The sequence below is a fragment of the Bhargavaea massiliensis genome (assembly GCF_018390575.1).
Taxonomy (GTDB): Bacteria; Bacillota; Bacilli; order Bacillales_A; family Planococcaceae; genus Bhargavaea; species Bhargavaea massiliensis.
Map to the genome: position 1 here is coordinate 270,824 of NZ_JAHBCJ010000002.1, position 24,085 is coordinate 294,908.

General features: G+C 51.6%; 23 protein-coding genes. 20 read left to right on the forward strand and 3 right to left on the reverse strand.

The window, feature by feature from the left end; all coding sequences use genetic code 11:
• The first annotated feature begins 50 nt into the window (after nt 1-50).
• The 4 genes from KHA84_RS04150 to KHA84_RS04165 all read left to right on the forward strand — a co-directional run bounded on the left by KHA84_RS04150 (nt 51) and on the right by KHA84_RS04165 (nt 4,394).
• Nucleotides 51-737 (forward strand): hypothetical protein, encoded by a 687-nt coding sequence (locus KHA84_RS04150; RefSeq protein ID WP_213422270.1) that lies wholly within the window; start codon nt 51-53, stop codon nt 735-737.
• Nucleotides 738-842: 105 nt separating this feature from the next.
• Nucleotides 843-2,246 (forward strand): alanine/glycine:cation symporter family protein, encoded by a 1,404-nt coding sequence (locus KHA84_RS04155; protein ID WP_213422271.1) that lies wholly within the window; start codon nt 843-845, stop codon nt 2,244-2,246.
• Between the two features lie 85 nt (nt 2,247-2,331).
• Nucleotides 2,332-3,651 carry an NAD-dependent malic enzyme gene (locus KHA84_RS04160; RefSeq protein ID WP_213422272.1) on the forward strand — a complete coding sequence of 440 codons (1,320 nt, stop codon included), beginning with the start codon at nt 2,332-2,334 and terminating at the stop codon, nt 3,649-3,651.
• 38 nt (nt 3,652-3,689) lie between these two features.
• Complete coding sequence (locus tag KHA84_RS04165; protein WP_213422273.1) at nt 3,690-4,394, forward strand: glucosamine-6-phosphate deaminase; 705 nt, start codon at nt 3,690-3,692, stop codon at nt 4,392-4,394.
• Nucleotides 4,395-4,454: 60 nt separating this feature from the next.
• On the opposite strand, the gene KHA84_RS04170 is transcribed toward KHA84_RS04165, so the two are convergent.
• Nucleotides 4,455-5,009 (reverse strand): hypothetical protein, encoded by a 555-nt coding sequence (locus tag KHA84_RS04170; protein ID WP_213422274.1) that lies wholly within the window; start codon nt 5,007-5,009, stop codon nt 4,455-4,457.
• A 184-nt stretch (nt 5,010-5,193) separates the two neighbouring features.
• Here KHA84_RS04170 and KHA84_RS04175 point away from each other — a divergent pair, with 184 nt between their 5' ends.
• Nucleotides 5,194-6,231 (forward strand): glycosyltransferase family 4 protein, encoded by a 1,038-nt coding sequence (locus KHA84_RS04175; protein ID WP_213422275.1) that lies wholly within the window; start codon nt 5,194-5,196, stop codon nt 6,229-6,231.
• 226 nt (nt 6,232-6,457) lie between these two features.
• Here the strand turns inward: KHA84_RS04175 and KHA84_RS04180 are convergent, their stop codons facing one another.
• Nucleotides 6,458-7,438 (reverse strand): LCP family protein, encoded by a 981-nt coding sequence (locus KHA84_RS04180; protein WP_213422276.1) that lies wholly within the window; start codon nt 7,436-7,438, stop codon nt 6,458-6,460.
• 121 nt (nt 7,439-7,559) lie between these two features.
• On the reverse strand, nt 7,560-8,192 hold the full coding sequence (locus tag KHA84_RS04185) for a YigZ family protein (protein ID WP_213422277.1): 633 nt from the start codon (nt 8,190-8,192) through the stop codon (nt 7,560-7,562).
• Between the two features lie 123 nt (nt 8,193-8,315).
• Here KHA84_RS04185 and KHA84_RS04190 point away from each other — a divergent pair, with 123 nt between their 5' ends.
• The 15 genes from KHA84_RS04190 to KHA84_RS04260 all read left to right on the forward strand — a co-directional run bounded on the left by KHA84_RS04190 (nt 8,316) and on the right by KHA84_RS04260 (nt 23,930).
• The gene (locus tag KHA84_RS04190) at nt 8,316-9,494 is read left to right on the forward strand and encodes a sensor histidine kinase (protein ID WP_213422278.1); all 1,179 of its coding nucleotides are present in this window, start codon (nt 8,316-8,318) and stop codon (nt 9,492-9,494) included.
• Complete coding sequence (locus tag KHA84_RS04195) at nt 9,491-10,165, forward strand: response regulator (protein WP_236823104.1); 675 nt, start codon at nt 9,491-9,493, stop codon at nt 10,163-10,165. The genes KHA84_RS04190 and KHA84_RS04195 overlap by 4 nt, the downstream gene beginning before the upstream one ends.
• A 159-nt stretch (nt 10,166-10,324) precedes the next feature.
• Nucleotides 10,325-10,906 carry a YybH family protein gene (locus tag KHA84_RS04200; RefSeq protein WP_213422279.1) on the forward strand — a complete coding sequence of 194 codons (582 nt, stop codon included), beginning with the start codon at nt 10,325-10,327 and terminating at the stop codon, nt 10,904-10,906.
• 97 nt (nt 10,907-11,003) lie between these two features.
• On the forward strand, nt 11,004-11,843 hold the full coding sequence (locus KHA84_RS04205) for a DegV family protein (protein ID WP_213422280.1): 840 nt from the start codon (nt 11,004-11,006) through the stop codon (nt 11,841-11,843).
• A gap of 329 nt (nt 11,844-12,172) precedes the next feature.
• A complete protein-coding gene (locus tag KHA84_RS04210; RefSeq protein ID WP_236823105.1) occupies nt 12,173-13,300 on the forward strand; it encodes a helicase-related protein in 1,128 nt (375 codons plus the stop codon).
• Complete coding sequence (locus tag KHA84_RS04215; protein WP_213422281.1) at nt 13,281-13,910, forward strand: ComF family protein; 630 nt, start codon at nt 13,281-13,283, stop codon at nt 13,908-13,910. The genes KHA84_RS04210 and KHA84_RS04215 overlap by 20 nt, the downstream gene beginning before the upstream one ends.
• A gap of 97 nt (nt 13,911-14,007) precedes the next feature.
• The gene (gene hpf, locus KHA84_RS04220; RefSeq protein WP_272875240.1) at nt 14,008-14,577 is read left to right on the forward strand and encodes a ribosome hibernation-promoting factor, HPF/YfiA family; all 570 of its coding nucleotides are present in this window, start codon (nt 14,008-14,010) and stop codon (nt 14,575-14,577) included.
• A 348-nt stretch (nt 14,578-14,925) separates the two neighbouring features.
• The gene (secA, locus tag KHA84_RS04225) at nt 14,926-17,436 is read left to right on the forward strand and encodes a preprotein translocase subunit SecA (RefSeq protein WP_213422282.1); all 2,511 of its coding nucleotides are present in this window, start codon (nt 14,926-14,928) and stop codon (nt 17,434-17,436) included.
• Nucleotides 17,437-17,508: 72 nt separating this feature from the next.
• Nucleotides 17,509-18,610 (forward strand): peptide chain release factor 2 gene (prfB, locus tag KHA84_RS04230; RefSeq protein ID WP_213422416.1). Its coding sequence is split into 2 segments (ribosomal slippage): nt 17,509-17,580 and nt 17,582-18,610, totalling 1,101 coding nucleotides; the frame shifts between segments, so codons are not numbered across the junction.
• A 278-nt stretch (nt 18,611-18,888) separates the two neighbouring features.
• The gene (gene cccB, locus KHA84_RS04235) at nt 18,889-19,257 is read left to right on the forward strand and encodes a cytochrome c551 (RefSeq protein WP_213422283.1); all 369 of its coding nucleotides are present in this window, start codon (nt 18,889-18,891) and stop codon (nt 19,255-19,257) included.
• A gap of 274 nt (nt 19,258-19,531) precedes the next feature.
• Entirely contained in the window at nt 19,532-20,221 is a 690-nt protein-coding gene (ftsE, locus tag KHA84_RS04240; protein WP_213422284.1) for a cell division ATP-binding protein FtsE, read from the forward strand.
• Nucleotides 20,211-21,095 (forward strand): permease-like cell division protein FtsX, encoded by an 885-nt coding sequence (ftsX, locus tag KHA84_RS04245; protein WP_213422285.1) that lies wholly within the window; start codon nt 20,211-20,213, stop codon nt 21,093-21,095. Before ftsE ends, ftsX begins: the two co-directional genes overlap by 11 nt.
• 59 nt (nt 21,096-21,154) lie before the next feature.
• Entirely contained in the window at nt 21,155-22,528 is a 1,374-nt protein-coding gene (locus KHA84_RS04250) for a murein hydrolase activator EnvC family protein (RefSeq protein WP_213422286.1), read from the forward strand.
• Nucleotides 22,529-22,683: 155 nt separating this feature from the next.
• Nucleotides 22,684-23,304, forward strand: a complete 621-nt coding sequence (locus KHA84_RS04255; RefSeq protein ID WP_213422287.1) for a hypothetical protein — start codon at nt 22,684-22,686, stop codon at nt 23,302-23,304.
• Nucleotides 23,301-23,930 (forward strand): redoxin domain-containing protein, encoded by a 630-nt coding sequence (locus KHA84_RS04260; RefSeq protein WP_213422288.1) that lies wholly within the window; start codon nt 23,301-23,303, stop codon nt 23,928-23,930. The genes KHA84_RS04255 and KHA84_RS04260 overlap by 4 nt, the downstream gene beginning before the upstream one ends.
• The last annotated feature ends 155 nt before the right edge of the window (nt 23,931-24,085 follow it).

Consider the following 24,085-nt stretch of genomic DNA (forward strand, 5'->3'; position numbering starts at 1 on the left):
TTCCTGATATCGGGTACTTTTAAAGTACGACCCGACAGGAGGGAAACGATATGAACCGAGAATATGATCCGAAACAAAACAAACAACCATTGGAAGACGCCCATTATTCCAGACTGCCTGAAGCGGCCGGCCCGTTTATGGAAACCGGTCGGACTGACCCGCCATCACCTGAACTTGACGGAGATATGACGAGTGCGACGATGCCTTCCGATGCGTTGCTGGAAGATAATCTGCATCCGTCCGAACAGCGTGGCTTCTACAATGCGGAAGACCGTGAAGAGGCCATTCGGGAAGGCCGGCTGGCAGAAGACAGCCGTACAGGAGAGGCAAAGCCAGAGGAAAGTGTTGCTGTAACCGGCGGGGACAGGGATGTCCATCATACGTTTCGTGATTCGGACAACGGTGACAGTAATGTCGTCGGAGTTGAGGACGGCAGCGTGAATTCCCCGGGAATCAATCGTGCTCCTGATGAGGGCTCAGTCAGCATCGGACCGGACGCCAGGGAGTTCAAGGAAGAACAGCTGAATCGGAGCGGCAGCAACGCTGTTTCGGATGGCAGGATTCCTGCTGAACTGGTGGATGAAAACTATTATGACGGCGGGGTGCCTGCCCCGGGTGCGGACCCTAACCTCGGGCCTGCTCCATTGGGTGAGGAAGTGGAACCGGTTATCGACAATTATGAGTCCAATGTGACCCGTGACCGGATCGATGACCGGCACAGAGAGCGCTTTCTGTAAGTCGATAAAAGGGATGGCGGCTGTCGGCCGAGACAGCCGATCTCTCTTTTACATAGAGGAAAAGTGGGCCGATCGGCCAATACATAAGTGGAAGGTGAACAAGAAATGTTCCAGGAAGCGCTAGAATGGATCGTTGGAAAAGGAAATGACCTGCTCTGGTCATATGTTCTGATTTACGTCCTGCTCGGCATCGGGATCTGGTTCTCAATCAGGACGAGGTTTGTGCAGGTAAGGCTGTTCGGTGAAATGTTCAGGTTACTCACGGAAAAAAAAGACGACAAAGATGGGATCTCTCCATTTCAGGCGTTTGCCATCAGTGCCGCTTCACGTGTCGGGACAGGGAATGTGACCGGTGTCGCGTTGGCGATCGGAATCGGAGGACCCGGTGCGGTGTTCTGGATGTGGATGGTCGCTTTGGTTGGTATGGCGACCGCTTTTATCGAAAGCACATTGGCACAAGTATATAAGGTAAAGGACGGAGATACATTCCGCGGAGGGCCTGCCTACTACATGGAGAAGGCTCTCGGAAACCGGCCGATGGGGATTGTCTTCGCCATCCTGCTGACACTTTCTTTCGGGTTCATCTTTAATGCAGTCCAGGCAAATACCATCAAGGAGTCATTCAGCAGTGTATTCGCCATTCCCGACTGGGCAGTTGGCTTAGTGCTGATCGGGTTGTCGGCAGTGGTGATCTTCGGCGGGGTCAGGCGGATTGCGAGTGTTACGCAGTTCCTTGTGCCGATCATGGCAGTCATCTATCTGCTGGTCGTGCTTGTTGTGCTGGTCCTTAATTTCAGTGAAGTGCCTGCAATGTTTTCTCTTATCGTTTCAGAGGCATTCGGGTTGCGTGAGGCTACAGGTGGCGCGGTCGGTGTCGCCGTCATGCAGGGCGTCCGCCGGGGCCTGTTCTCGAATGAAGCCGGGATGGGAAGTGTGCCGAATGCCGCTGCCACCGCCAGTGTTTCCCATCCCGCCAAACAGGGTCTTGTGCAGAGTCTTGGTGTCTTTTTCGATACGATCATCATCTGTTCGGCAACTGCGTTCATGATCATCCTTGCGGGTGTCTATGATACAGCGGAGCAGGAGGGCATCATCCTGACCCAGGCTTCACTCGATGTGCTGGTCGGTTCCTGGGCCCCTTATTTTATCGCGGTCGCGATTTTCTTCTTTGCATTCAGCTCGATCCTCGGCAACTACTATTATGGTGAATCGAACATCGAATTCATCAGCCCAAACAGGAATTGGCTGACGGTGTACAGGTTTGGTGTTCTTGCCATGGTCATGTTCGGTTCACTGACACAGGTCCAGCTTGTCTGGAACATGGCTGACCTGTTTATGGGGACAATGGCCGTCATCAACCTGGTTGCGATCCTGCTCCTCGGGAAAGTAGCTTATCAAGTACTTGATGACTTCATGGTGCAGAGACGTCAGGGGCTGAATCCGGATTTCCACGCATCATCTGTTCCAGGCCTTAAAGGCGCCGAATGCTGGGAAGATAAAGAGCAGTGATTGCGCAGAAGAAGCTTCCGGTTTACGTTGCAGGGTCACAATAGTAAAATGAGTAGGCACTGTGACAGCAGGAGGGAACTCATCAATGGAATATAGCATCATCAGGAATCTTATCGTCGAAATTCCGCAAGTGCCGGGGAACTTCGCAAAAGTCGTCTCTGTAATCGGTGCCGAACAGGCTGATCTCGGAGACATTGAAACATTGAAAATCGGGACCCATTCAACAATCCGGGACATTTCCGTCCAGTTTGAGGACGAAGCGCATATTGAACGGGTCGTCGAGAAAATCAGCCAGCTTGGCGGGGGCATCACCATCCATGCCGTATCGGACGATGTGCTGAAAGCTCACGAAGGCGGGAAGATCCACATGGGCAGCCGAAGGGAAATCCGTTCCCTCGGTGACCTGCGCCGTGTATACACTCCAGGAGTGGCAAACGTCTGCAAGGCGATCGAAAAGGATCCGGAGCAGGCTCACTACTTTACGAGCATCGGCAACACCGTCGCAATCGTCACGGACGGGACTGCCATCCTGGGACTTGGTGATATCGGGCCGGTTGCAGGGATGCCTGTCATGGAGGGGAAAGCTGCCCTGTTCGATCAGTTCGTCGGCATCAGCGGCGTTCCCATTCTGCTGGATACGAGTGATCCGGATCAAGTCGTTGAAACAATCAAGCACATCCACAAAGGCTACGGAGGAATTCTCCTCGAAGATATCGGATCTCCGCATTGTTTTGAGATCGAGGACCGCCTAAAGGCGGAGCTGGATATCCCCGTGATGCACGACGATCAGCACGGCACTGCCGTTGTCACGCTTGCGGCAGTCCTGTCCGCCTGTCGGACAGCGGGAGTCGACCTCGCAAAGGCGAAGGTCGGACAGATCGGCCTGGGCGCGGCGGGCCTTGCCATATGCCGGATGCTTTTGGCTTACGGTGTAGAAGAAGTGTACGGCAGTGACTTGAGCGACGAAGCGAAGGACCGTCTCCAAAAAAGCGGAGGAACCGTCGTTTCTTCTGTCGATGAAATCATGGAGAACAGTGATATCGTCGTCGCCACTACAGGCGTGCAAGGCCTGATCAAAAAAGAGCAGGTCAGGGAAGGACAGATCATCCTGGCACTTTCAAACCCTCATCCGGAAATCAAACCGGACGACGCACTTGAAGCGGGAGCCGCATTCGCGGCGGATGGCCGACTCGTCAATAACGTGCTTGGATTCCCTGGCATTTTCAGGGGCGCTCTTAATGCGCGCGCGAAAGAGATTACCTACCCGATGCTGATCGCAGCCGCTCAGGCAATTGTGGACAGCACACGCGAAGGGGATCTTGTGCCGCACCCACTTGACCCGAACGTGCACGTGGCGGTGACCGAAGCGGTCGAGCGGGCGGCAAACGCCGGGTTGGTTCAATAACGGTCCGGGAAAGGACCGAAAAAAAGGACGTGAAGGATATGGCAAACATTCGGTATGTGAAAGTGGCGGACAAAAAAGAAGCAGCAGAGGTTGTCCTTGAGCGGATGCGCGAGGAATTGGCAGGCGGACTGGAAGTGCTCGGGCTGGCAACAGGGAGCACGATGGAGCCGATTTATGCGGCATGGGCCGATTCAAATCTGGATTTTTCACGTGTCATCTCGTTCAACTTGGACGAATACGTAGGCTTGGGCGCTGATAACCCGAACAGCTATGCCTGGTTCATGAACCATCATCTGTTCAGCAAAAAGCCGTTCAAGGAGACAAATATTCCCGACGGCACTTCAGGCGACCTTGAAGAAGAGTGCGAGGAGTACGAGGCCCGTCTCCGTGACGCGGGCATCGACCTGCAATTCCTCGGCGTCGGTGAAAATGGCCACATCGCTTTTAACGAACCGGGCACGCCGTTTACGTCCATCACGCATTTGACTCAGCTGACGGAGTCGACACTCGGTGTCAACAGCCAGTATTTTGAAGACCGGTCCGAGATTCCTGAAACAGCACTGACAATGGGTATTTCTTCGATTCTTTCAGCGAAGAAAATTATTCTGATCGCCTTTGGTGAGAAAAAGCGGCATGCATTGGAGCAGCTTATCAAAGGTAAAGAAACGACAAAGTACCCGATTACGGCACTGCTAAGCCATCCGGATGTAACGATCATTACCGATTTGGACGGCATCAAATGATAACCCAAAAGATCCCGCAAGCAAACGCTGCTTGCGGGATTTTTTGGGTTCCTATTGGCTTCAGAGTCTTGGATGCTCCGGTCCTTCGATTTCATCGAGAAAGTTGTCGACCGGCTCCTGATCTTCATAGCGGGTCTGGCGCTCGGCATCACTCAGCATGTTCGCTTCGCTGCCGTCATAGCGGCCTGTCGGATCACCGTAAACCGCCTCTGTCCCATAGTCGGCGCGACTGCCTTCGGTCACCTCTTCAACAGCCGCTTCTCCTCCTACTGCACCCAGCTCCGTAAAATCGGAAACCGGCTGCTGCTCAGAGTAGCGGGATGCCCACTTCTGAGCCGTTTCCTGGTCTCCCGAAGCTTGGCTGCCGGAGTCATGGACAGCGTCGAGTTGGGCGCCGTTCTGGTATTGGTTCCGCGTCTGGTATTCAAATTCGCCGGCTGCATGTTTCCGGTCCTGTCCGCTCCAGTCTGCACTGGACTGGTCCTGTCCCGGATTCTCTTCCATTCTCATCTCTTGGCGGTCTTTTATATCACTGAAAATCTCCTTAGTCTTTCCGGCCAGCTCTTCAAGGGAATCTTTTGCTTTGTTGATGAATTCCTGATTGTCTTGTCCCATCCGAAATGCCTCCTTACAAATGTTGTTTCAATAGTAATTCCCCAATATCACATTGCCGAAACGGCACCTGAAACTTTTCAAGGTTTCGCACGTCTATTTACACGGAGTTAACAATGGGTTAACATTTCAAATTAAGTGGTATAATTAATTAGAATGTATAGCGGTTCGCGGGAGGCAGGTAAAAATGATAATAGCAGTACTGGTAACGCTGATCGCGGTATTGCTGTACACGCCGCTAGTAAAACGGTTGGCAGTTTTACTGGGAGCGATAGATAAACCGAATTATAGAAGAATTAATACCCGCAATGTTCCCAGGCTTGGGGGACTTGCGATTGTAGCAGCCTTCATGACCGGGTTGCTGATAGCAAAACCAACTAACGAGGACCTCCTGCCTATATTGATCGGTGCCTTGGTGATCACAATTGCAGGTGTGCTTGATGATTTGCTGGATATAACAGCGAAGGCAAAGCTTTTCTTTCAATTTGTAGCAGCCGGCATTGTAATTGTTTTCGGCGGTCTTCATATTGAATTTATCAATCTTCCTTTCGGCGGCCAGTTAGACTTTGGTTATTTGAGTATCCCTTTGACTTTTATCTGGATTATCGGGATAACAAATGCGATCAATCTGATTGATGGTCTTGATGGTTTGGCTGCCGGCGTTTCAATGATCGCTTCCGGAACACTGGCAGTGATGGCAGTCATCATGCAAGATTCATTTGTTATTGTCATGGCGGTTCTGTTGGCTGTATCCTGCGCCGGTTTTCTTTTTTACAATTTCTACCCGGCCAAGATATTTATGGGTGACTCAGGTTCGCTGTTCCTGGGATACATGATCTCTGTGCTGGCATTACTGGGCTTCAAGAATGTCACAATCATTTCTCTGGTCATCCCAATCCTTATTCTTGGAATTCCTATTCTCGATACACTTTTTGCTATCGTCCGCAGAGTCAAGAACAATCAGCCCATCTCGGCTCCAGATATGTTGCATCTCCACCATTGCCTGATTAATACCGGTTTCTCGCATCGCCAATCCGTGCTTTTGATTTATGTGGGGTCAATCTTGCTTGGAGGTGCGGCAATCCTATTTTCCCAAGCAACTGTGTGGGGAGCTCTGGTTATAACGGTCATCATTTTGTTGGTGATGGAACTGATTGTTGAAACATTGGGGCTGGCGGGCAAAAATTATCGCCCGATACTTGGTTTGGTGAGGCAGAGGAAATAAGAAAGTTACACAAATAGGTATGTTGAACTGTACAGCCTTATTCAGATAAAAGGATGACCCCGGTAAATTTGCGGGGTCATTTTTTACATGGAATTATAGTATGGCAGCAGTCATTAAACAGATTCTGACGAACCGACTTAAGCTCGAAAGGGCCCACTCTGGGAAATAATAAACCCGAACACGGACTTAAGTTGTCCGTAGCTCGGGCTGTCAGTAATAGATTCGATTATTGTTGTATAAGGGTCGGTGTTTCCAATTCCAGATGGCTCCGCAAATTCGCAGACAGTGTCTGAAGTTCCTCGTCATCCAATCTCCAATAATACACTTCGGTTGAGCTATCATCATAACCTTGAAGAGTATAAGTTTCGATCATAGGAGATCCGTTGTTTAAATAGGCGATCATTGCTTTCATGTCATTAAATGATAAGTCTGTCGTCATGTTATTACCTAATGCATCAATCACTTCTCCGTACTTACCGACCGACGAAACGGAACCTGCTTTTTCTATCATGGCCGTCAGGATAATTTGCTGGCGCTTGCCTCTTTCGATGTCGTTGTCTGCTTTTCGTGTTCTCGCCAAAGCCAGTGCATGGCGTCCGTCAAGGTTCTGGAGCCCTGGTTTAAGATGAATGGTTTTTTTGTCGTTTTCATCTAATTCAACACGTTCATATGGAACGTCCACTGTGATTCCGCCAAGAGCGTCCACCACATCGATAAAAGCATTAAAATTCATTTTCACAAAATAATCGACAGGAAGATCAAGCAATTCCTCGACAGTTTCTATGGAAGCTTCCACTCCGCCGAATGCATGCGCATGAGTGATTTTGTCCTGGTAACCGACTTCAGGGATATATACCAGTGAATCTCTTGGAATGCTTAAGAGTTTGATGGTCTTGTCATTATTGTTTAAAGTGGCCAACATCAATGCATCTGAACGACTATTCATGTCACTTCTTGATTCACTATCGTCCACACCAATAAACAAAATTGAAACATTATCCTTATAGGGTTCAATTTGTTCTTCCCTCAAAGATGAGCCATCCCTGGCATGGTATGCGTTGTTTGCAGCATTTTGAGCTTTTTTGTAAAGATAGAATGTATAAGTGCCGGCAAAAAGTAAAACAGCTATGCCCAGAATACCAATCACTTTAAAAAGCGTTTTCCTTTTAGAAGCATGCTTTTTTTTTCTATAATCTCTTCTTTTCATTCATTTGCCTCCGGGAAAGTCAGAGTTTACGGACTTGATTTACCCATTAAATACTCTGCTAAAATTGCCAATCCCACACATTATACTATCTGTACACTCCTTCGTAAAACGGAAAATTGATTTATACGTCGAACTCCAGAAATTCTTTCCGCTCCAATCCGACAGTTGCCTGGCCATTTGTCAGATTCGCCATCCACTCACGAAACTTGTCTTCTTCTGCGGCAGGAACATAGACAAAAGCTGATACGGATTCAGCGTAATCCAGGTGTTCAAGCGGAAAAGGGGACAAATGAAGCTCATTTTCGACTTTTCCGAGCCAGGTGTAGTCAATTGTCACTTTCATGAGGTGGTGCAGGCGACGTTCGACAATTCCCGTGTTGTTCAGCACGTCGGAGACCGCACTGCCGTATGCACGGATCAGTCCTCCGCCACCGAGCTTGATTCCGCCGAAATAGCGGGTTATGACTACGACTGTATCCTTCAGATTCTGCTTTTTCAGTACTTCAAGCATCGGCACGCCGGCTGTGCCGCTCGGTTCGCCGTCGTCATTGGCTTTTTGTATTTGATCGTGTTCGCCGATCAGATAGGCGGAGCAGTTATGCGTGGCTGAGTGGTGAACCTGCTTGATTCCTGCGATAAAAGCCATCGCTTCTTCTTCTGTTTCGGCACGCGCGACATGGCCGATGAATCGCGATTTTTTGATGATCAATTCGCTTTCCCCATTACTTTTAACGGTACGGTAATCGTCTCTCATGCCATCAGCCCCCTTGCTGTAATGTAATTTTAATATATTTCAATTGCTGTAATGCTATAATAAACAGAGCCTAAACTCAAATGCCGGAAATTACCGGTTCCGGATGATGAGGGGATAGAAGAAATGCCAGTAGATAAAGTAGATATACATGCACTTGATGCCATTTTCAGCTCGATGGTCCGGTCGTTGGATCAGTCAAAAAATGATATCTTTATTATTAATGAAGAAAGCCGCCGGCAGCTTGAAGAACTGAGGGAAGATTTGCGAAGGACCGATGAAGAAATTTCCCGGGCAATAACCGAAGGGGAGAAGTTGTCGGCTGCATCCCTTACGGCTAGGGAAAAACTTCAACATGTCTCCGTCCATTTTGCTGACTATACAAATGACGAAGTTCGTGAGGCTTATGATTCTGCACATGAAGTACAGTTGGCATTCATGCTGAACAGCACGAAGATCCGCCAACTGACCGATTTAAAAATCCATCTCGAGAACCGTATCCGGACATACGAGGATTCGATGGATCGTGCGGATCATCTGGCTGGACACGTGAATGTCGTGACCAAATATTTGACATCCGATTTGAAGGATGTCGGCCCGGCGCTGGAATCCGCTAAAATGCGCAAGCACTTCAGCATGAAAGTCCTGGAGGCTCAAGAGGAAGAACGGAAGCGACTATCACGGGAGATCCATGACGGGCCTGCCCAGATGATGGCGAACCTGGTAATGCAACTGGGACTTGTTGAACGGGTATTCCACGACAAGGGCATGGATGCCGGGCTGGACCAGCTTAGTTTCACGAAAGAACTCGCCAGGCACACGCTATCTGAAATTCGGCGAATTATCTATGATCTCCGGCCGATGGTGCTTGACGATTTCGGGCTAGTTCCTGCGCTCAGCAAATATGTTGAAAAAATGCAGGATTACCATCCGGATATGCGCTTCACATTTGAGTCAAACGGCATGAATGCGCGGATTCCGCAGGGAACCGAAGTGGCTGTTTTCCGTCTTGTACAGGAGGCTGTCACAAACGCCATCAAGCACAGCAGGGCGGAGGTAATCGATGTCCGGATTGAGATTTGTGAAAACTGGATAAGGGCAACTGTATCCGACGACGGATGCGGTTTTGATCCGTCAGAAGCCGGGGACGCTTCATTCGGCCTTCAGGGCATGACGGAGCGAGTGGCCCTTTTAAAAGGTGAATTTGAAATCCGGACAAAGAAAGGGGAAGGGACTGAAGTGATTCTGACTCTTCCGCATGATCAGCACGCAACAGAAAAAGACGCAGGGGGGAAATCAGGTTGACGAACATTATTATTATCGACGATCACCAGCTCTTCCGCGAAGGCGTGAAGCGAATCCTGGATTTTGAAGAAACATTCAATGTGGTGGCAGAAGGCTCCGATGGAGAAGAAGTCATCGGACTGTATGAACAGCACCGTCCGGATGTCGTCCTGATGGACATCAACATGCCGGGTAAAAGCGGGATTGAAGCGACCGGCGAGCTGATGGCTGCCCATCCGGAAGCGAAGATCATCATTCTTTCTATTCACGATGATGAATCGTATGTGACCCATGCGATGAAGACGGGGGCACTCGGCTACATGCTAAAGGAAATGGATGCAGACGCCATTGTCCAGGCCATCAAAGTGGTTGCGGCAGGCGGCTCGTACCTCCATCCGAAAGTCACGAAGAATCTCGTGGCTGAGTTCCGCCGCCTAAGCGCGAAAGAACACCTCGGCTCGTTTCATCAGACGGAAATCCGTCGCCCGTATCATCTGCTCACGAAGCGCGAATGCGAAGTGCTCCAGCTTCTCACGGACGGACAGAGCAACCGCGCCATTGGAGAATCGCTCTACATCTCCGAGAAAACGGTCAAAAACCACGTATCCAGCATTCTCCAGAAAATGAGTGTCAACGACCGCACACAAGCCGTTGTCACCGCCATCAAAAACGGTTGGGTGGAAGTTCGCTGATCAGATGAAATGACTGCCCGGACTCGTCCGGGTTTTTTGTGGCATCAATATTAGAACGCCCCCGAACCTTTTCAGCCACCGCATCGTCAAGGTATCGGAACGTTATTCCTTTGCATCGGAATCCTTTCCTGTGCCAAACTATGCGAGGAGGGAATCGACATGACAAAATTAAAATGGATCCTTGCTCCGGCAGCGGCTCTCCTGCTTTTGGCAGGCTGCAGTGGCCAGGAGGAAGGAAATTCCAATTCAACCGACGAAAGCAATGCTCCCGCTGGGCAGCAGTCAGCCATCGGCCATGGCGCGGAAGACGGGGCCATCGGATTTGAGATGGCGGACGACGGCTCGATTGAGGAAGCCACGGGCGTCCCGGAAAAAGAGAAAGCGGCCATTCTAGAGGCATTTGAGCGCTATATCAACACATTCAACAATGGAGACATCGACGGCTACTTGGATATTCTCGCCACAGGCGAAGAAGCATATGATCCGGCTCAGGAACGGGCCATGCTCGAGCAGATGGCAGCCGAATTCGACAAAGTCGAGCGGGCGCCGTCTGACATGACAATCGTCTCCTATGAAGAAACGGAAGCGCAACTGTTCGCTAATATGGAAACGACACTTGTCGAGAAAGAGACCGGTGACTCCAAAACTGAAAAAGGGCGGCAGGTCACCGTGTTCATCAAGCAAGAAGGAGAATGGAAGGTTAAGGAAATCTATTACGTCGGCAATGCGCCGGGGCAATGATTTTCTGGAGCCCGGGCGGTTTTCTCTGTCCGGGCTTTAATTTTGATTCCGTTTTTCACAGGGATTTAGTAGAATGGGGACAACGGAGGTAGATAGAATGAAAACGGCCATCGTGACCGACAGCACCGCTTATTTGTCCGGCCCGGAACGCCACCGGCTGGGCATCAGGATGGTCCCGCTCAGCGTTACTATTGACGGGAAAGCCTACGAGGAAGAAGTCGATCTCGAAGCGGATCAGTTCTATGATCTTGTACGGGAAGGTGAACTTCCTAAAACCTCCCAGCCTCCGATCGGGAAATTTGCTGATTGTTTCCAGGCACTGAAGAATGAAGGGTTTGATGCTGCCGTCGTTGTCACGCTTTCCAGTGGCATCAGCGGAACGTTTACCTCTGCAATCCAGGCTGGTGAACTTGTGGAAGGCTTGGATGTTCATGTGTTTGATTCCGAAATCGCCTGTATGCCCCAAGGGTTCTACGTATTGAGGGCGGCGAAGATGGCCCGGCGAGGTGATTTGCCGGAAGAGATCGTGACGGAACTGAAGGAAATGAGGAAATCTCTCCGTGCTTATTTCATGGTGGACGACCTTTCCCACCTTCAGCGCGGCGGCCGGCTTTCCGGCGCGCAGGCACTGATCGGCGGACTGTTGCAGGTGAAGCCGTTGCTGCACTTCAAGGACAGAGTGATTGTCCCGTTCGAGAAGATCCGAACCCGCAAAAAGGCGATGAACCGTATTGCAGATTTGCTTTCCCAAGACGCGGACAATGGTCCTTTGGAAGCGGCTATCATCCATGCAAACCGCAGTGAAGATGCGGAAGTGTGGCGGGCGGAATTGAGCCGGAAGTTTCCGGACGTAGAATTTGTAGTCAGCTATTTCGGTCCTGTCATCGGCACCCACCTTGGGGAAGGCGCGATGGGTCTCGGATGGGTGAAAAAGTGACCGTCTATGCGGTCATTTTTTACGGTTTGTATGTTCAGAAAATTAAAATTTAACGGGGGGGTGAGGAGATCGTCGCTCAGGAAGTACAGGAATTCCTGCAAGGGCGCATTTGGTTACGGGAGCTTCTGCCGTTTGGAGAAGAGGCAATCGGCGCGCTGATAACAGATGGTCTGATCGGAACGATTCCCGGCGTAACAACAGTCAGGAAGTGGCACGGGGTGGCTGCTTCCCGATGCAACCGTTGCCTAACGGGGAATTCTCGTGATTTCCATGTATTTAACTGCAGAAAATGCGGAAAAAATTGCCGTTATTGCCGTCACTGCCTGAGCATGGGTCGTGTTGCAGAGTGCGATGAACTGCTTTATTGGTGCGGTCCCGACCGCCAGTCTACCGCCAACGCAGTGCTGACATGGGAGGGCCGGCTTACCCCTCTGCAGGAGCGGGCGTCCGCAGAGTTGCAAAAGAGCCTGCTGGCGGGCAGAAGCCACCTCCTTCACGCCGTCTGCGGGGCAGGCAAGACCGAAATTCTGTTCAGACCGGTACACTGCCTGCTGATGGAAGGGAAGCGGGTGTGCATCGCCACACCACGCACCGATGTAGTTCTGGAGCTTCTGCCAAGATTTGAAAAGGCGATTGGGGGGTCGGTCATTCACGGGCTTTACGGCGGTTCCGGCGAGGGGGGGGGGTTCCCCGGGCTGGTCATCGCGACCACACATCAGCTTTATCGGTACAGGGAAGCGTTTGACGCTTTGATTGTCGACGAGGCGGACGCCTTCCCTTACTCGTTTGACAAAACCCTCCGGCTGGCCGTGAAAAAATCACTAAAACCCGGAGGGGTGCTTGCCGTCGTCACCGCCACTCCCTCACCCGCTATACTGTCGGAGATAGGAAAAGAAGGCGGCAAGTCTGTCATCCCGGTCCGTTTCCATGGACACCCCCTTCCAGTGCCGCGGTCTGTGCCGCTTTTCGGTTACCGAAAGAAGATTTCGTCAGGAAAATTCCCGGAGCAACTAAGAGCCTGGACGGAGGAGCGCCTGAGGAAGGAAGAACCTTTCCTCATATTCTTCCCTTCCGTTCCCCTGATGGAGAAGAGTCTGCCGCTTTTCTCCCATCTGGACGCACGGATCGGCGCAGTGCATGCTTCGCATCCGGACAGGCGCAGCCTTGTCTTGGCTTTGCGTGAGGGCCGGATTCCCGGGCTTCTGACGACGACCATCTTGGAGCGCGGAATCACGATTCCCCGGCTTCAGATTGCCATTGTCGGCTCAGAAAATGCAATATTTGACCGATCGGCCATCATCCAGATCAGCGGTCGTGCAGGAAGGTCCCCGGAATATCCAGACGGGGATGTCATCCTGTTCCACCATGGCATTACTCCAGAGGTAGATGCGGCGGTCCGCGAAATCCGCCGGCTGAACAGGGAAGGAGGCAAGCTCGTTGGAATGTCTGCTCTGTAACGGTCCGGTCTTCCGGCCTCCTACATGGACGGGATTGTTCTCCGACCGGGGAAAAAGCTTTATTTGCGTGAAGTGCGAAGCAGAGTTTGAACCGGATGGCCGCAGGCCCCCACTTGAAGACTGGAATGGAACCCCGTATGAGGGGGTGCTGGATGACGCGAATTCGCTTTATGCCTATAACGATGCGATGAAATCCTACCTCCGCCAGTACAAGTTTCTGAAAGACGCGGCCCTCGCCGCGGTTTTTTCAGAAACGCTCCGGAAGGCTGCCATCCTTAAGGGGCGCACAGCGGTTCCGGTGCCGATGCATCAGGACCGTCTCGCGGAGCGCACGTTTCCACAAGTAGAGGAACTGCTCGTGCAGGCTGATATTCCGTTTGTCCGGCTGCTGGAAAAAACAACGACCCGGAACCTGGGCCGGCTTGGCCGGAAGGAGCGGATGGAATCTGAGCCGCTGTTTTCCCTGTCGGAAGGTGCCGAAGTTCGTCGGGCGGACTATGTCCTTGTCGACGACCTGTACACGACCGGAACAACACTCCACCATGCAGCCCATATCCTGAAAAAATACGGAGCCCGTTCGGTCGCCGCCCTGACGCTGATCCGTGCCTAACTGTCCCCGATTCGACATAACCGGCTTTGTTTTTTAAAGGGATATCAGGGGAAGATGTAGAATAGAACATATATAGCCTTACAAAGGAGGAGTTCATATGCTGAATTTCAATATCCGTGGGGAGAACATCGAGGTCACGCCTGCCATCCGCGAGTACACGGAGAAGAAAATTCAAAAACTCGAACGGTATTTCACGGATGAGGTGAATGCGACGGCGCATGTCAACCTGAAGGTGTACAACGACCGCCAGACGAAGGTGGAAGTGACGATCCCGATGAAGAACCTGACCCTCCGGGCGGAAGAACGGAACTCCGATATGTATGCGGCAATCGACCTGATCACCGATAAGCTCGAGCGCCAGATCCGGAAATACAAGACAAGGGTGAACCGCAAATTCCGTGAGCGGGAAGGTGTGGCATCCTACTTTGCGACCGTGACGGAAGGAAACGAGACGGCAGCGGCGCAGGAAGACAGCGACACGGAGTTCGAGGTCGTGCGGACCAAACAGTTCAGCCTGAAGCCGATGGACCAGGAAGAGGCCATCCTCCAGATGAACATGCTTGGCCACTCCTTCTATATTTTCACCGATGCCGAATCTAACGGCACGAACATCGTGTATAAGCGAAAAGACGGTAGATACGGACTCATCGAAACCGAGGCCGAATAACCTGCCCATCCCCGTCCTGTGTTAAGGCCCGCCCACTCCGGCGGGCTTCTTTAGATTACTGAGGCAATTAATGAAAGCTCCAACAGCAACGCATAGTGCTTTAAAATAAGACATTTGCCGGTCAGCGTACTGGTGCTTTCATTATTCTCATGCCCGGTCATATACGTACTCCCAGAAGACTTCAAGTTACTCGGAAAAACATTGTCTCAACGGCAAGGACACTCAGAAAAGACTTCGGAATCTTTCAAACTACGATGTTTGCCGGGCGGATATGCCGCTCCCGGATGTTTGCAACAGGAACACGGCGGGTGTTAAAATGGACTTTGAGACTAGTTAGGAAGTGACGACATGCTAGGCGTTTTAAATAAACTGTTCGACCCGAATAAACGGGATGTCAAAAAGTTGGAAAAAGTTGCTGATGCCGTTGAATCTTATGTCACCGAAATGAAACTGCTTTCAGATGCCGAACTACAGTCAAAGACGTTGGAGTTCAGGAGCAGGATTGCGGCGGGCGAGTCGCTCGATAAAATCCAGCCGGAGGCGTTTGCTGTAGTCCGTGAGGCGGCACGGCGCGTAACCGGCATGTTCCCGTTCCGTGTCCAGGTCATGGGTGCCGCGGCACTGCATGACGGAAATATCGCGGAAATGAAGACCGGTGAGGGGAAGACCCTCACATCGACCATGGCTGTCTATCTGAATGCCCTGGAAGGAAAAGGCGCTCACGTTGTGACGGTCAACGAGTACCTCGCAAGCCGTGATGCATCCGAAATGGGACAGATTTATGAATTTCTCGGTCTGACAGTCGGTCTGAACTTGAACAGCATGGATAAGGATGAGAAGCGGGAAGCCTACCTTGCCGATGTCACGTACAGCACGAACAACGAGCTCGGCTTCGATTATCTGCGTGACAACATGGTTCTTTACAAAGAAGAGCGTGTTCAGCGGCCGCTCCATTACGCAGTCATTGACGAGGTCGACTCGATCCTGATCGATGAGGCAAGGACGCCGCTGATTATTTCCGGCCAAGCCGAGAAAAATGCAATGCTCTATATCCAGACGAATGCATTTGTCCGAACGCTCAAAAAAGACGAGGACTACTCATATGATGAGCAATCGAAGGGTGTTACGCTAACTGAAACAGGGATCGAAAAGGCCGAAAAAGCGTTCCAGATCGATAACCTGTTTGATCTGAGCCATGTCCGACTGAACCATGCAATCAACCAATCGCTCAAAGCGCATGCCAGCATGCATAATGATGTCGACTATGTCGTGGAAGAGGGCAAGGTTGTCATCGTCGACTCGTTCACCGGGCGACTTATGAAGGGCCGCCGCTATAGCGATGGCCTGCATCAGGCGATCGAGGCGAAGGAAGGTCTCGAGATCCAGAACGAATCGATGACGATGGCGACAATTACGTTCCAGAACTTTTTCCGGATGTATGACAAGCTGTCCGGGATGACCGGTACAGCCAAAACCGAAGAAGAGGAATTCCGGAACATCTACAACATGAATGTTATTGTCATTCCGACAAACAAGCCGATTATCCGTGATGACCGGCCGGATCTGATTTACGCAACGACCGAAGGGAAGTACAAAGCGGTCGCGGAGGAAATCAAGGAACGCCATGAAAAGGGCCAGCCGGTGCTTGTCGGAACGGTTGCGATAGAAACTTCGGAGATCATTTCCGCTTATCTTCGAAAATATGGCATTCCACACAATGTGCTGAACGCGAAAAACCACGAGCGGGAAGCCGAGATCATTACGGAGGCCGGCAAGCGCGGTGCGGTCACCATTGCGACGAACATGGCGGGGCGCGGTACCGACATCAAGCTCGGCGAAGGTGTTATCGAAGCGGGAGGACTTGCGGTCATCGGTACGGAAAGGCACGAATCCCGCCGGATCGACAACCAGCTGCGCGGACGGTCCGGACGCCAGGGGGACCCTGGGATTACTCAGTTCTACCTGTCGCTGGAAGATGACCTGATGCGCCGCTTTGGCTCCGATAACATGAAAAACATGATGTCACGGCTCGGAATGGATGACAATCAGCCGATCCAGTCGAAGATGGTCTCACGTGCGGTTGAATCAGCCCAGAAGCGGGTAGAGGGCAATAACTTCGATGCGCGGAAGCGCCTGCTCCAATATGACGATGTCCTGCGGCAGCAGCGCGAAATCATCTACAAAGAACGCAATGACGTGCTTGAGACCGACAACATGCGCGAACTTGTCGAATCGATGATCGATGACGTTATCGACCGGATGATCCCCATGTATACCGGTGACGAGAACAGCGAAAACTGGAATCTGAAAGGGCTGGAGGATTTCCTTGCGGCCAATCTGCTTCCGGAAGGCGTTCTGACCGTCTCCGCCATGGAAGGGAAATCGCAGGACGAGATCATTGACATGGTCAAGGACACTGTCAGGAAGCGCTATGACGAGAAGGAAGAAGAAATGACACCGGACCGTATGCGGGAGTTTGAGAAAGTCGTTCTGCTCCGTTCCATCGACAGCAAGTGGATCGACCACATCGACGCAATGGATCAGCTGCGCCAGGGGATCCACCTCCGGGCATACGGCCAGAACGACCCGTTGCGCGAATACCAGAACGAAGGGTTCCGGATGTTCGAAGACATGGTCGACGCAATTCGGGACGATGTTGCAAAATATGCAATGAAGGCGGAAATCCGCCAGAACCTGCAGCGAGAAGAAGTTGCCAAGGGAGAGGCCGTCAATCCGAAGGAGGGCGGCGGCGAAGTGAAGAAAAAGCCGATCCGCAGAAAAGTGGTCGTCGGCAGAAACGATCCATGTCCTTGCGGCAGCGGAAAGAAATTCAAAAATTGCCACGGCAGCACGGCGTAATGGCCCGGACGGTTCAATGCCGTCCCGCATGTTCTGAGTGCAGTCGACATATTTGGGAGGAATTCATTCATGATGGAACTTGCAGACGCAAGAAATCAGCTCGATACTACAGCCGGGAAACTGGCGGGCTTCAGGGGGTCTCTTTGACTTAGAAAACAAAGAGGCACGGATCCAGGAACTCGATGAGCGCATGCTTGAACCGGGTTTCTGGGACAATCAGGATGAAGCCCAAAAAGTCATCTCCGAGGCGAATGGCCTAAAGGACGTTGTGAACGAATATCGCCGTCTGGAAGAGACCCAGGAAAACCTTGAAATGACACTGGAATTGCTCCGGGAGGAAGATGACCCGGATCTCCATGCAGAGCTTTCGGATGAACTGCAGTCATTCAGCGAAGATCTGGAGGCATTCGAACTCGGAATGCTGTTGAGCGAGGAGTACGACAAAAACAACGCCATTCTTGAGCTCCATGCGGGCGCTGGCGGAACGGAGTCCCAGGATTGGGCCTCGATGTTGCTCCGCATGTACACCCGATGGGGTGAAAAACGCGGCTATAAGGTTGAGACGCTTGACTACCTTACCGGCGATGAGGCGGGCGTCAAGTCGGTCACCATCAGCATCAAGGGCCATAATGCTTACGGCTACCTGAAAGCTGAAAAAGGCGTGCACCGGCTTGTCCGGATTTCACCGTTTGATTCGTCTGGCCGCCGTCACACGTCATTCGTTTCATGCGAAGTGATGCCTGAGTTTGACAACGAGATTGAGCTGGACATCCGTACCGAAGATTTGAAGATCGACACGTACCGGTCAAGCGGTGCGGGCGGACAGCACGTCAACACGACCGACTCGGCGGTGCGGATCACGCACCTACCGACAAACACGGTTGTCACCTGCCAGTCCGAGCGTTCGCAGATAAAAAACCGTGACCAGGCGATGAAGCTCCTGAAGGCGAAGCTTTATCAGCTGAAAATCGAAGAACAGGAAAAGGAACTCCTGGAAATCCGCGGCGAACAAAAAGAGATTGGCTGGGGAAGCCAGATCCGCTCCTACGTCTTCCACCCTTATTCGATGGTCAAAGATCACCGGACAGACACGGAAACAGGCAACGTCCAGAACGTCATGGACGGGGAAATCGACTTGTTTATCAACGCTTATTTGCGATCCCGGCTTTCCTGAAACGCTACAGGCAATAAGACAAACTGACAGGCGGAGGCAGCACCAAATAGGTGCCGCTCCGTCTGTTTTGGTTATGGCCAACAGGAGTTTTATAGGCTGATGCTAAAATTTCGGGCGTCCCGCTTTGAGCACCACACTGATCTATAAAAACACAATTATTTCCTCCAAATTCATCCCTTTGTCACGAAAACCAAGCAAGACCCGGCGTTTCATGTTTGAAATCGGGACGGTTTGGTATACTAATGGAGAACACATGTCGAAACTGGAGGGATCAGAGAATGAAAAAGAAACTCTTGGCAATGCTGTTCGGATCTGCACTCATTCTGGGTGCCTGCGGAGGCGGCGGAGATGACACAGCCGACGACGCGACCGATACCGGCAATGACGACGCAGCAACAGAAGAGTCCGCAGGAGAAAGCGCATCCGGGGTGGACCCTGAACAGGTCGTCCAGCAAAAGTGTATTTCCTGCCACGGTGAAAACCTTGAAGGCCAGGGGAACTTCCCGGCACTGAATGATGTCGGCTCCCGCCTTTCGAAAGATGAGATCCACGATATCATCGAAAATGGTAAAGGTGCTATGCCTGGCGGACTCGTCCAAGGTGAGGAATTGGATGCTGTCGCTCAGTGGCTTTCCGAAAAGAAATAATCACGTTGCCGTTTTCCCGGCCTAATCCGGGAAAACGGTCTTTTTTGTCATGAATTTGACCGTCCCGTCTATTATTGGTTTTTGTTAATATTCTGATTTTACACATTCCTCTAAAACTCCTCCTCCTTCTTTGTCAAGCGACAAAAAAACATTGATACCAATGATTTCTGTAGTCAAAATGAAATATACTTGTAATAATATACGAGATTTATAGTGTTATAATGAGCGTGCCGGAAAATTTTAGCCCGGGTTTAGGGCGTAAGGTGATTTTTTTATGATTAAAATGCAAGACGTTTACAAGAAATATGCGAATGGTGTCGTAGCAGCAAACGGACTGAATGTCAGCATCTCGCCTGGCGAGTTTGTATATGTCGTCGGACCGAGCGGTGCAGGAAAATCGACATTTATCAAGATGATGTATCGCGAGGAAAAACCGACATCAGGAGAAATATATGTAGACGGGACCAACCTGGCTACGCTGAAAAACAGGGAAGTTCCGTTTGTACGGAGGAAAATCGGCGTTGTTTTCCAAGACTTCAAATTGCTGCCCAAACTGACAGTGTTTGAAAATGTCGCTTTTGCAATGGAAGTGATCGAGGCTCCGTCCGATACCATCCGGGACCGGGTGACAGAAGTGCTTGACCTGGTCGGGCTGAAGTCAAAATCCCGGATGCTCCCGACAGAGCTCTCGGGAGGAGAGCAACAGCGGGTTTCGATCGCGCGCTCCATTGTCAATCAGCCTAAAGTGGTCATCGCCGATGAGCCGACAGGGAACCTGGACCCTGAAACATCCTGGGGCATCATGAATGTCTTCAAGGATATTAATGAGCAATTAGGGACGACCATCGTCATGGCGACCCACAATAAGGATATCGTCAACCGGATCAGGCACCGGGTCATCGCCATCGAAGGCGGACTGATTGTGCGTGACGAAGCGGAAGGGGCATACGGCTATGAAATTTAGGACCCTGCGCCGCCATTTCCGTGAAAGTTTCAAGTCGCTCGGCCGAAACGGATGGATGACCTTCGCATCTGTCAGTGCGGTCACGGTCACGCTGCTGCTGGTCGGCGTGTTCGTGGCCATCATGCTGAACCTGAATAAAATTGCAGATGATCTGGAACACGACGTCGAAATGAAAGTATATGTCGAACTTGCGGCAGACGAAGCTTCGACAAAAGCACTGGAAGAACAGATCATGGAAACCCCGGGCGTCTCTGAAGTCATCTATTCGACGCGGGACGACGAACTGGACCAGATGATCCGGGACTTCGGTGAGGACCTGAAGCTTTACGAACAAAGCAATCCTCTCCGTGAAGCGTTCTATGTGAAAGCAACAGATCCTCAGCAGACTGCGAAAGTTGCCCGGACAATCGATGAATACCCGAACACGTATGAAGTGGTCTACGGGGAAGGCAAGGTCGAAAAACTGTTTGATTTCCTGAACTTTGGGCGGAACGCAGGCCTGATCTTGATTCTTGCGCTTCTCTTTACCGCGATGTTCCTTATTTCCAACACAATCCGTATCACCATCGTGGCAAGAAAGACCGAAATCGGAATCATGAAGCTTGTCGGAGCGACGAACAGCTTTGTCAGAATCCCATTTGTCCTGGAAGGAATCTGGATGGGCATTCTCGGGTCGATTATTCCGATCCTGGCCGTTGTATTCGGTTATCTTAAGTTTTATGACTATGCAGAGCCGCGGCTCAGGGGAGAAATGATTCAGATCCTGGCTCCAATACCGTTCCTCTATATTGTCACCGGCATCCTGTTCTTTATGGGTGTGTTCATCGGAATATGGGGCAGCTTCATGTCGGTACGGAAATTCCTGAAAATATAAATTCGTGCAAGCAAATGTACAAAACAGAAAGAATAGCAGTGTCCTGAAAGGGGAAATGAATGTTGAAGCAGTCGAAGCCACTGATCGCCACCGTGGTTGCCACGATGGCACTGAGCTTTGGAATCGGCACGACCGGCGTGTCCGCAAGCAAGCTCAATGATCTACAGAATCAGCAGCAACAGATCGAACAAAAGAAAAATGAACTGAATCGCGGAATCCAGGAAAAGGCCTCAAACATAAAGGCTAACTCCGAGAAGATGGACAAGCTTCTTGCCCAAATCAAGGACCTGCACGAGAAAATCGATACAAAGCAAAATGAAATCGCCAAGATCGAGCAAGAGATCCAGACGACAAAAGCCGAGATTGAAGCCCTACGCGCTTCGATCAAAGAGCTTGAACAGAAAATCGCCGACCGCGATGCATTGCTTCGTGATCGCGTCCGGGCCATGCAGGTTACCGGAGGCTCAACCAGCTACGTCGATGTCATTCTGGGGGCCAACAGCTTTTCTGAATTTATTGACCGGGTATCCGCGGTCAATACACTGAGAGAAGCCGACCGCCAGATTATCGCTGAGCAAAAGGCGGACAAGGCAACGCTTGAAGACCAGAAAAACCAGGTGGAAAGCAAGCTGGCAAGCCAGGAAGAAAACAAGAAAAAACTCGAAGCTGCAAAAGCGGAACTCGACCGCCAGAAAAAAGATCTGGACGGCCTGGTCGACCAGCTTGAGGCCGAACAGCAACGTCTGGAGAAAGAACAGGCCAGCCTCGAATCCGAGTACTCCGAAGCCCACGAGATGAGCGACGAGCTCAAGCAACAGATTGTTGCTGAACAGGAGCGGATCGCTGAGATCGCACGCAAGGCTGAGGAAGAGCGCAAACGCAAGGAAGCCGAAGCCCGCAAGCAAGCTGCGGAAGCGGCTGCTTCGAAGCAAGCCGAATCGAACCGCAAGGCGGCAACTTCATCTAAACCAACCCAATCAGCTTCTTCCGGCAGCTCTGTCGCCCACACAAGTGCACCGGCGCCGGCTGTATCAGGCGGCACTTGGACGCGTCCGGCAGCAGGGCGGATCACTTCGACATTCGGCCCCCGCAACCTGAGCTGGGCATCTTCCAACCACCGGGGTGTCGACATCGCCAATGCGACCGGCACACCGATCGTGGCAGCGGGCAACGGTATCGTTTCTAAAACGGGAAGCCACCCAACGCTCGGGAACTATATCATGATCACCCACTCCGTAGACGGCAAGACCATGACCACGGTCTATGGCCACCTTTCTGCAATCAGCACAAGCAAAGGGGCTCAAGTCAGCAAAGGTCAGTTTATCGGCCGGATGGGTTCGACGGGACGGTCAAGCGGTCCCCACCTTCACTTTGAAGTCCACATCGGTAATTATGGCAACGCAGTCAACCCGATGCGCTACGTGCCTCTATAAGCATGGCTTTCTGTCCCGCCTTTTAAAAGGCGGGATTTTTATTTTGCCGTGTCATAGAATGGACATGAAACTTCATTAGGCTGTGCCGGAAGGTGGACGGGCGGGCGCGCCATCCACTATTCTTGTAAATGAAAACATCGGATGGAGGCACAGCCATGCAAGTAACGGAAGCCATCACAATCTTTAAATTATCTGTGCCCTCCTCTCAAATTTCCGCACTGGTTGCATTGGTTATTGCGTATATCCTGCTCCGGGCCAAGTTCGGCAGCAGGCTGGCGGGGCTGTATGGGGATGCCGCGTTTTATTTTGTAGTGATCTGGAAAGGCAGCTACATTCTGACCGACTTCGGGAGCTTCATGAAGGCGCCGCTGTCGCTCCTTTACTACAACGGTGGTCTGACGGGTGCGCTGGCAGGTCTTCTGGCAGCCCTCTTCTTTCTCTGGAGGAAAGGTGCGGCCGGTACGCCGGACGCTCTGATGGCTGCAGTTGCTGTCCAAAGCGTTTACCAGATCATGATGGTGTTTTTGAACGGGAACGGACCCGTAGCGGAGAGTGTGACAGTGGCCTTGTTCGGCACCTTGCTCGTTGTGACCGTTTTCTGTGCGGGGCGCTCTATCCTCTGGCAACAGCAATTGGCCATGCTGTTCTTGACGGTTCATCTGATTGCGGCAGTTGTTCAGCCGGACGGTTTCAGCGGGCTGCCGTTTATCTCCACTGTTATTTATGTGATTGATCATTTCATCTTTTTATCGGCAGGCAGGAGGCGGGACGAATGAATAAAAAATGGTTCGGTTCTATCATTGCATTGGCCGTGATTGCGGCGATGGTCGGCATCATGCTGAAAAACACTGCGAATGATGGTTTGAGCGGACAAAAAAAGCAGCTGGAGCGGGAATTGACCCAATCGGAAATGCAGGAAAAAGCAGAGACAGGCACCGCTGCAGAGCGCGGGGAAGGAATCGCGAAAGGTGAGGCGGCACCGGACTTTACCCTCGAGACGCTCGATGGAGGAGAACTGACACTATCGGAGCTTCGCGGCGAGAAAGTGATTTTGAATTTCTGGGCCTCCTGGTGCGGGCCTTGCCGTGCGGAAATGCCGCATATGCAGGAGTACTACGAAAAGGAAGCCGAAAAAGCCGGCGTCCGGGTGATTGCAGTCAACCTGTCGACCTCTGAGCGCGGCAACAAAGAAAAGGTGATGGACAACATCCAGTCGTTTGTGGATGAATTCGGCCTGACATTTCCGATTCCTCTTGATACGGCCGGCGAGCAGATGGACGTCTACCGGGTCATCACAATCCCCACCACTTATATCATCGATACATCAGGCATCATCCGCCATGTGATTCGTGGGCCGATGGATGCTGAAATGATGAGAGATCTAACGGCCAGTATCGATTAAGACGGCCGTGGAGTAACTGGCGGCTGCCGGGATGGGGAGAGAGTAAGATAGCGGGCTTTAGTGTAAAGAAAGGCCAACCGAGTGTTAAGAAAAGCCCCTGAGACACGTTCACCTGCACTAACAATGCGGAATATAAAAATCGGCCTTGCGTGTCG

Bases quoted from the DNA above. Each gene is read 5' to 3' on its own strand.
- KHA84_RS04150 (WP_213422270.1), top strand. From the start codon at position 51: ATGAACCGAGAATATGATCCGAAACAAAACAAACAACCATTGGAAGAC.
- KHA84_RS04155 (WP_213422271.1), top strand. From the start codon at position 843: ATGTTCCAGGAAGCGCTAGAATGGATCGTTGGAAAAGGAAATGACCTG.
- KHA84_RS04160 (WP_213422272.1), top strand. From the start codon at position 2,332: ATGGAATATAGCATCATCAGGAATCTTATCGTCGAAATTCCGCAAGTG.
- KHA84_RS04165 (WP_213422273.1), top strand. From the start codon at position 3,690: ATGGCAAACATTCGGTATGTGAAAGTGGCGGACAAAAAAGAAGCAGCA.
- KHA84_RS04170 (WP_213422274.1), bottom strand. From the start codon at position 5,009: ATGGGACAAGACAATCAGGAATTCATCAACAAAGCAAAAGATTCCCTT.
- KHA84_RS04175 (WP_213422275.1), top strand. From the start codon at position 5,194: ATGATAATAGCAGTACTGGTAACGCTGATCGCGGTATTGCTGTACACG.
- KHA84_RS04180 (WP_213422276.1), bottom strand. From the start codon at position 7,438: ATGAAAAGAAGAGATTATAGAAAAAAAAAGCATGCTTCTAAAAGGAAA.
- KHA84_RS04185 (WP_213422277.1), bottom strand. From the start codon at position 8,192: ATGAGAGACGATTACCGTACCGTTAAAAGTAATGGGGAAAGCGAATTG.
- KHA84_RS04190 (WP_213422278.1), top strand. From the start codon at position 8,316: ATGCCAGTAGATAAAGTAGATATACATGCACTTGATGCCATTTTCAGC.
- KHA84_RS04200 (WP_213422279.1), top strand. From the start codon at position 10,325: ATGACAAAATTAAAATGGATCCTTGCTCCGGCAGCGGCTCTCCTGCTT.
- KHA84_RS04205 (WP_213422280.1), top strand. From the start codon at position 11,004: ATGAAAACGGCCATCGTGACCGACAGCACCGCTTATTTGTCCGGCCCG.
- KHA84_RS04210 (WP_236823105.1), top strand. From the start codon at position 12,173: ATGGGTCGTGTTGCAGAGTGCGATGAACTGCTTTATTGGTGCGGTCCC.
- hpf (WP_272875240.1), top strand. From the start codon at position 14,008: ATGCTGAATTTCAATATCCGTGGGGAGAACATCGAGGTCACGCCTGCC.
- secA (WP_213422282.1), top strand. From the start codon at position 14,926: ATGCTAGGCGTTTTAAATAAACTGTTCGACCCGAATAAACGGGATGTC.
- cccB (WP_213422283.1), top strand. From the start codon at position 18,889: ATGAAAAAGAAACTCTTGGCAATGCTGTTCGGATCTGCACTCATTCTG.
- ftsE (WP_213422284.1), top strand. From the start codon at position 19,532: ATGATTAAAATGCAAGACGTTTACAAGAAATATGCGAATGGTGTCGTA.
- ftsX (WP_213422285.1), top strand. From the start codon at position 20,211: ATGAAATTTAGGACCCTGCGCCGCCATTTCCGTGAAAGTTTCAAGTCG.
- KHA84_RS04250 (WP_213422286.1), top strand. From the start codon at position 21,155: ATGTTGAAGCAGTCGAAGCCACTGATCGCCACCGTGGTTGCCACGATG.
- KHA84_RS04255 (WP_213422287.1), top strand. From the start codon at position 22,684: ATGCAAGTAACGGAAGCCATCACAATCTTTAAATTATCTGTGCCCTCC.
- KHA84_RS04260 (WP_213422288.1), top strand. From the start codon at position 23,301: ATGAATAAAAAATGGTTCGGTTCTATCATTGCATTGGCCGTGATTGCG.